At 59.9% G+C, this 6,292-nt stretch carries 2 protein-coding genes and 1 tRNA gene; all 3 read right to left on the bottom strand.

From position 1 onward, the window contains the following. Positions 1 to 88 precede the first annotated feature (88 nt). The 3 genes from VN887_11855 to VN887_11865 all read right to left on the bottom strand — a co-directional run bounded on the left by VN887_11855 (position 89) and on the right by VN887_11865 (position 6,242). Positions 89 to 165: transfer RNA gene (locus tag VN887_11855), tRNA-Met, on the bottom strand. A gap of 65 nt (positions 166 to 230) precedes the next feature. Further along, positions 231 to 4,625 carry a DEAD/DEAH box helicase gene (locus tag VN887_11860; GenBank protein ID HXT40698.1) on the bottom strand — a complete coding sequence of 1,465 codons (4,395 nt, stop codon included), beginning with the start codon at positions 4,623 to 4,625 and terminating at the stop codon, positions 231 to 233. Between the two features lie 63 nt (positions 4,626 to 4,688). Beyond that, positions 4,689 to 6,242 (bottom strand): NADH:flavin oxidoreductase, encoded by a 1,554-nt coding sequence (locus tag VN887_11865; GenBank protein ID HXT40699.1) that lies wholly within the window; start codon positions 6,240 to 6,242, stop codon positions 4,689 to 4,691. Positions 6,243 to 6,292 lie beyond the last annotated feature (50 nt).

Genomic DNA, 6,292 nt, shown 5'->3' on the forward strand with positions numbered 1-6,292 from the left:
GTCGAGCAGGACATGTTCGATGCTGGATGGGGAAGGTTCGGAAATCGGGTTATTCGGAGCGGGCGATTTCATATTTCAGCCCAAAGATTGGTTGCGGGGGCAGGATTTGAACCTGCGGCCTTCAGGTTATGAGCCTGACGAGCTACCGGGCTGCTCCACCCCGCGATCAAAACCACCTTAATAATGGCCCCGGTCCGTGAATCTGCAAGTCCTTTTATCGCATTTCGCCTTTAACCGTAGTATCGCCGCAGAACCGGTGACATTTTGCCGACTTTGAGCACACTCTCAACCACCCCCGGGTCCAGTTTAGACTCGTTTTCGAGTTTGATGACCTGCCCCCCCTCTACTGCGGCGATGGGCAAACCGTCGCGCAACAAGATGCGATTCGCAGGGATGGCGGCAACGCGCGGGCCGGGAGTGAGAATTCCTATCAGGTTCAACGGATCGGCTCCGCTGATGACGATCATCTCGCCTGTGGAATGCTTCTTTCGGACGGCGCGCAACAATCCGACGGCCTCGGGCAAGGCGAATTGTTCCCCGCTTACACCACTCACAAAGTATCCCCCCCGAATTTCGCCGCGCGCCTCCAGCCGGCGATACACGCGCACCAGTTCGATCCACGACGCGTTCAACGACTCCCGTTCCAACACCCGCCGGAACACGACCCCGTATCGCCGCAGCAAGACGTGTGCGTATGCACGGATGGCCTCGTCCTTCTTTGCAACGGACGCAAGCGTCCGCTGATTCTCGCTCGGCGCGTCCGGTTCCGCGCTCAAGGCCGGGTCGAATTTCCCCGCTGCGGCCAGCGCACCGCGCAGCAACGACCATCGGCCGCCAGATTCGATGCTGGTGACCGTAGTGTGGCGACGTTTCCGTTCCAAGCCGGCGAACGGCGCCCGCTTTTCCGAAGGAACCAACAGTGCCCTCAACCCTTCGAAGCCGTCGGCGGTGACGAATCCCTGCGCGGCCAGTTCACCGAGCGCCTGTTCAACACGCGAGGGGAGCAGCCCGGTCTGCCGCACAATTTCGTCGAAAAACAAGGCGCCACGCTGCGATAACGTTTTCAGAACATGGGCCGTGTCGGGCGAGAATTCCAGATCGGCTCCGTTCGCGGAAAGTTCCAGCCAGTGTGACAGGTGTTCGCGTGCAAAGAATGAGACCGGACTGGACCGCACGGGAGTGAACGCCCGCGTCTTTTGATTTTGGGGCGGAGAAAGCCGCCCCCAACCGATGCGCCCAGTGAAGCAAAGCTGGTCCAACCACTGCGGAGCATAATCCTTTACGCGCAACGCGATCACTTCCGGTTCCCACGCCGCCGCCGGTAACTCGTAACCGTCGAGCAATTCCAAAACGGCACCCGTGCCTTCCGGTCCTTCGGCGCGATGTCCGGCCTCAACGCGTTGCCACACCAGAAGGAAGCGCAGGAAATCGGCAACCGGAACCGGCTGAATTTCGGCGCGGAGACGGTTGATCGTGAGCCTGTGAATGCGCGCGAGCAAACGCCGGTCGCACCACTCCAGTCCCTTCTCACCAGGGTGAAACTGTCCGCGCAAAATGAATCCCTCGGCCTCCAGCCCCAGCAACGCGGCGTCAATTTCTGTTTGCGGCAGCCGGAAGAACTGCGCCAGCACGGGAGCCGCGGTTGGGCCGGAGGCCTCCATCCGTCCGCGCACCAGTTCGCGAATCGCGTTGGCTCGTTCCCAGGGCCGGTTCAATTCGGATTCCGGCGGTTCAATCGAGGGTTGGGTTTGAGTGCCGGGATAGACTGCTTGCACCATCGGCAGCCGTTCAGCAGCGACCCAAAACGCGGGCTCCGACGAGAGCCGACCCGCCCGCCGCTCGGCCACGAGCGCTTCAAGGAGTCCTGTACCTCCGTTTTCGGCGGTGGATCGTCTCACTTCCTCTTCCGTCATTGCGCCCAACAACAACAACGCTTCGTGCAATTCATCTGCATTGGTAGAATGTGGCCACGCCTCCACACCAACCCGTTCGATCGCAGCAGCGTCAAGGATGCCGAGTTCACGGTCGGCAGACGACTCGCTCGCTCGCCGCGTCTGGACCGCCTGGGTCCGCCGTTCTTCCAGTGGCGCGTTATCCAGGAATGCGTACGGCTTTGCGTTGAGGATTTCGTGCGCCAGTGGCGACGGTTCGAGCAAATCAAGCGCGAGGCACTCAATTTCACCTTGTTCAATCGAGCGCAGCAATGCCTCCAGTCCGTCGATGTCCATCGCCTCGGTCAGGCAGTCTTCGATCGTCTGGCGCACCAGTGGGTGGTCCGGGATCTCACGGTCGCCCGTGATGTTTTCGAGGCAGGCAAGCTGGTCGGGAAAAACCGCCGCAATCAGGTTTTCCGCCTCCATGCGCTGCAACGGCGCTGGCACCTTGCGTCCGCCGCGCTGACGCGGAAGAGCGAGCGCGCGCGACGCGTTCCAGCGCCAGCGGATCGGAAACATCGGCGCATCGAACAGCGCCTGGACGAGGATGTCGCGGACCGTTTGACTGTTCAAATAGCGAAAAACCTCATCAAGCGGGAACGAGTGTTGCGTGCCGAGCGAAAGAACGATGGCATCGTCAGTCGCCGCGGCCTGCAGTTCAAAATTAAACGAGCGACAAAACCGTTTGCGCAACGCCAGGCCCCAGGCCCGGTTGAGCCGGATGCCGAACGGCGCGTGGATGACGAGTTGCATTCCACCGGACTCGTCAAAGAAACGCTCCATTACGATTTTTTTCTGCGAAGGAATTACGCCGAGCGCCTTGAATGCCGCGCCGAAGTAATCAGCAAGCTGGCGCGCGCCTGATTCGGAAAGATCCGTTTGCACCGCCAGCCAGTTCGCGACGTCCGCGCCCTGCTTCAACATCCGCTCCAACTCCTCCCGCAGTCCCGCTACGGCCAGGGACAGTTCCCGCGTTCGACCCGGCGCTTCACCCAGCCAGAACGGAATGCCCGGTGGCTGGCCATGCGCATCCTCGACGCGTACCGTGCCAGAATTGATCCCCAGGATTTTCCACGACGCGTTGCCAAGCTGGAATATCTCACCGGCCATGCTCTCAACCGCGAAATCTTCGTTCACCGTTCCAAGGAACGTTTCACCGGGCTCGAGCACGACGCGATAATCGGCGTTGTCCGGAATCGCGCCACCGGAAGTCAGTGCGATCAGTCGCGAGCCGCGCCGGCCGCGGACGCGATGGTTCACCGCATCATGGTGTATCAGGGCGCTGCGCCGGCCGCGTTTCGTGCTGAAACCGTCTGCCAGCATCTTCAGGACGTCGTCAAACTCCGGGCGCGCCAGATTTCGATACGGATACGCTGCCCGCACCAGATCGAAAAGGTGCTGCTCCCCACAGTCTTCGCAAGCAGCGCTGGCGACGATCTGCTGCGCAAGGATGTCGAGCGGCTTTTGGGGAATATGGAGACAGTCGAGTTCGCCGCGGCGGATGCAGCGCAGGATGGCAACGCATTCGACCAGCTCATCACGGGTCAGTGGAAAGAGACGCCCCTTGGGCAATCCGCCTCGTCTATGCTCGGCGCGTCCAACGCGCTGTAGAAGAGTGGCGATTGAACGCGTCGAGCCGAGTTGGCAAACCAGATCCACCGAACCAATGTCTATCCCCAGTTCCAACGATGCCGTGGCAACCAATGCAGACAGTTCACCGCGCTTCAGACGGTTTTCCGCGTCCAACCGCAGCTTCGCCGACAGACTGCCGTGGTGCGATGTGACCTTGTCCTCGCCGAGGCGTTCGGTCAGATGACGGGTCACACGCTCGGCCATCCGCCGCGTATTGACGAACACGAGTGTGGTCCGATGTTGCTCGATCAAATCGGCCAGCCGGGTGTACACCTCGGCCCATACTTCGTTCGACATCACGGCTTCAAGCGGCGAGCCGGGCAGTTCAATGGCCAGATCGAGCTTGCGCGAATGTCCCGAGTCAATGATGCGACACCGGGCATTGCCCGTTTCGTCGAGGCCGCCCGTGCCGACCAGAAACCGGGCCACTTCCTCGATCGGTTTTTGTGTTGCAGACAAACCGATGCGTTGCAGCGGTCCCTTCACCAACGCTTGCAACCGCTCGATGCTCAATCCCAAATGAGAGCCGCGCCGGTTGCTCACCACCGCGTGGATTTCGTCCACAATCAACGTACGCACGGTGGACAGGACCTTTCGCCCCGACTCCGAGGTAAGCAGCAAATAGAAAGATTCGGGCGTGGTCACCAGAATATGCGGTGGCCGTTTCACGATGGCCTGGCGCTTCGACGCAGAAGTGTCGCCGGTCCGGACCTCGGCGCGCACTTCGATATCGCGCGCTGCGGTTGCCACCAGCGTGGAGCGAATGCCCGCGAGCGGCTCCTCGAGATTCTTGTGGATGTCGTTGCTGAGCGCCTTGAGCGGCGAGATATAAACGACGCGCGTCTCGTCCGTAAGGTCTCCTTCCAGCCCTTCCCGGAACAATGCGTCGAGTGACGCAAGAAATGCCGCCAGCGTTTTGCCCGATCCGGTCGGCGCGGCGATCAACGTGTGCGCGCCCGACTGGATCGCCGGCCAGCCCCGCTCCTGGGGTTCCGTCGGGGTTCCGAATTTCTGCTGGAACCACCGCGCGACTACTGGATGAAAACCGAACCGATGCATGAGTTGAGATACGATAATCCAATTGGCTGTGATTTCAGCCCAAATTTCGACGAACAAGCCTGCCTACGCCCGCGCTGCCCTCTTGATCTCTTTCAGTTTCTGAAATTCCGGCTTGCCGGTATAGTATTTGTCGAGCGGGTAACAACCGCTGATCAGGCCGTTGCGCGGCGCGGTCGTGCAATCACTGAATGTGCGGCAAATAAATTTCTTTTCCAGCGCCCCTTTTTCCGCGGCATCGGCGAAGAGGGCCGGATAGGCGAGCATCATCCGGCCAAGCCCGATCATGTCTGTCCAGCCGTTACGGACGACGTATTGTGCAACGTGCGGCAGGTATTCCTGCAAGTAACTGTAGGCTGAACCGACCAGAATGGGCGCGTCGTAACGGCGGTCTATGACCGCCGACGGAATAGAATTTCGGACTTCGGACTTGGGACTTCGGACTTGCTCCAGGTGTTCCTTCACCTGCCTCACCACATTGATCTGTCGCGCTACGCCCACGAGCGGATCTTCGGGCGGTTGATAACCGTCGCTCGGTGGATAGGCTGCCGGACGTTGGATGTGCGGGTTGTAATAAGGCGACCCGGCGCTGAGGTTCAGCAACTTCACGCCGAGTTGTGCGCAGAGTTCAGCAAATTGAAATGTTTCGGTCAAATCGTACTCAATCGGATTGTCGGCATTCACGCCGAAGGCGTAGCGATAAGGCAGGCAGTGAGAACAATCTTCCGGGATGCCCGGCCCCGGCTTGCCCGACTGCGACAAAGCGGGGTCGGCCTTGAACGGCACAAAATCAAACGCACTCAGGCGCACGCCGATTTCAATTTTGTTCCCGCTCACGCGGATCCCGGAAATGATTTCGCGCAAAATGCGAGTGCGGTTTTCAAATATACCGCCGTATTTCCCGGGCCGCGTGTACGCGCTGAGGAACTCGTGCAACAGATAGCCATGACAATGCTTGATATCGACAAAGTCCGCGCCCACGTCCCACGCGAACTTCGCGGCGCGAACGTAGTCCTGAATCAGCAGCTCGATCTCATCATCAGCGAACACCTGCGTGTCGCTCATGACATTGAATCTGCGGTCGAGGATCGGGTGCCGATAGGCCACACGAGGTTCTACGCGAGACTTGTCATTCGGTTTACAGAACCGGCCTGAGTGTGTGAGCTGGAAACCAATGACGAGGTCGTCAGTATTGCCGTAGCGGTCCTTGTGTGCGCGGACGAGCATTTCCCGCAGCTCGGACAGGTCCTTTTTGTTTTGCTCGCTGATAATGAGCTGGTTCGGATTCGCACGGCCATCGGGCCGGACGGCCATTGCTTCGCCGCCGTAAATCAGTTTCGCGCCGCTTTCGCCAAAGCGTTGCCAGCGGCGGCGGACTTCCTCCGTCGCGCCGCCCGTCGTCGTGCCGTCCCAACCTTCCATCGGTTGGATGGCGATCCGATTTCCGACCCGCTTGCCGTTGATCGTGATACCAGCAATGGGCTGTGCCAATGGCGATACGTTGCCGGTAACGATTTCGTCTTCACACGGCAAATTGATTCCGAGCGTTCCTATATGTTTGCGAAAGTCCGGGACGGTCTTCAGCGAAGGGATGCGAACGAGTTTTTGCGGTTCGGGCATAGTATGACGTCATGTCACCACTCGGTCCGTGAAGGGTCAAGACAAGGGAG

Source organism: Candidatus Angelobacter sp. (assembly GCA_035607015.1).
Classification (GTDB): domain Bacteria; phylum Verrucomicrobiota; class Verrucomicrobiia; order Limisphaerales; family AV2; genus AV2.

Excerpts from the sequence above, each read along its gene's own strand:
- VN887_11860 (HXT40698.1), bottom strand. The coding sequence starts at position 4,625 with ATGCATCGGTTCGGTTTTCATCCAGTAGTCGCGCGGTGGTTCCAGCAG.
- VN887_11865 (HXT40699.1), bottom strand. The coding sequence starts at position 6,242 with ATGCCCGAACCGCAAAAACTCGTTCGCATCCCTTCGCTGAAGACCGTC.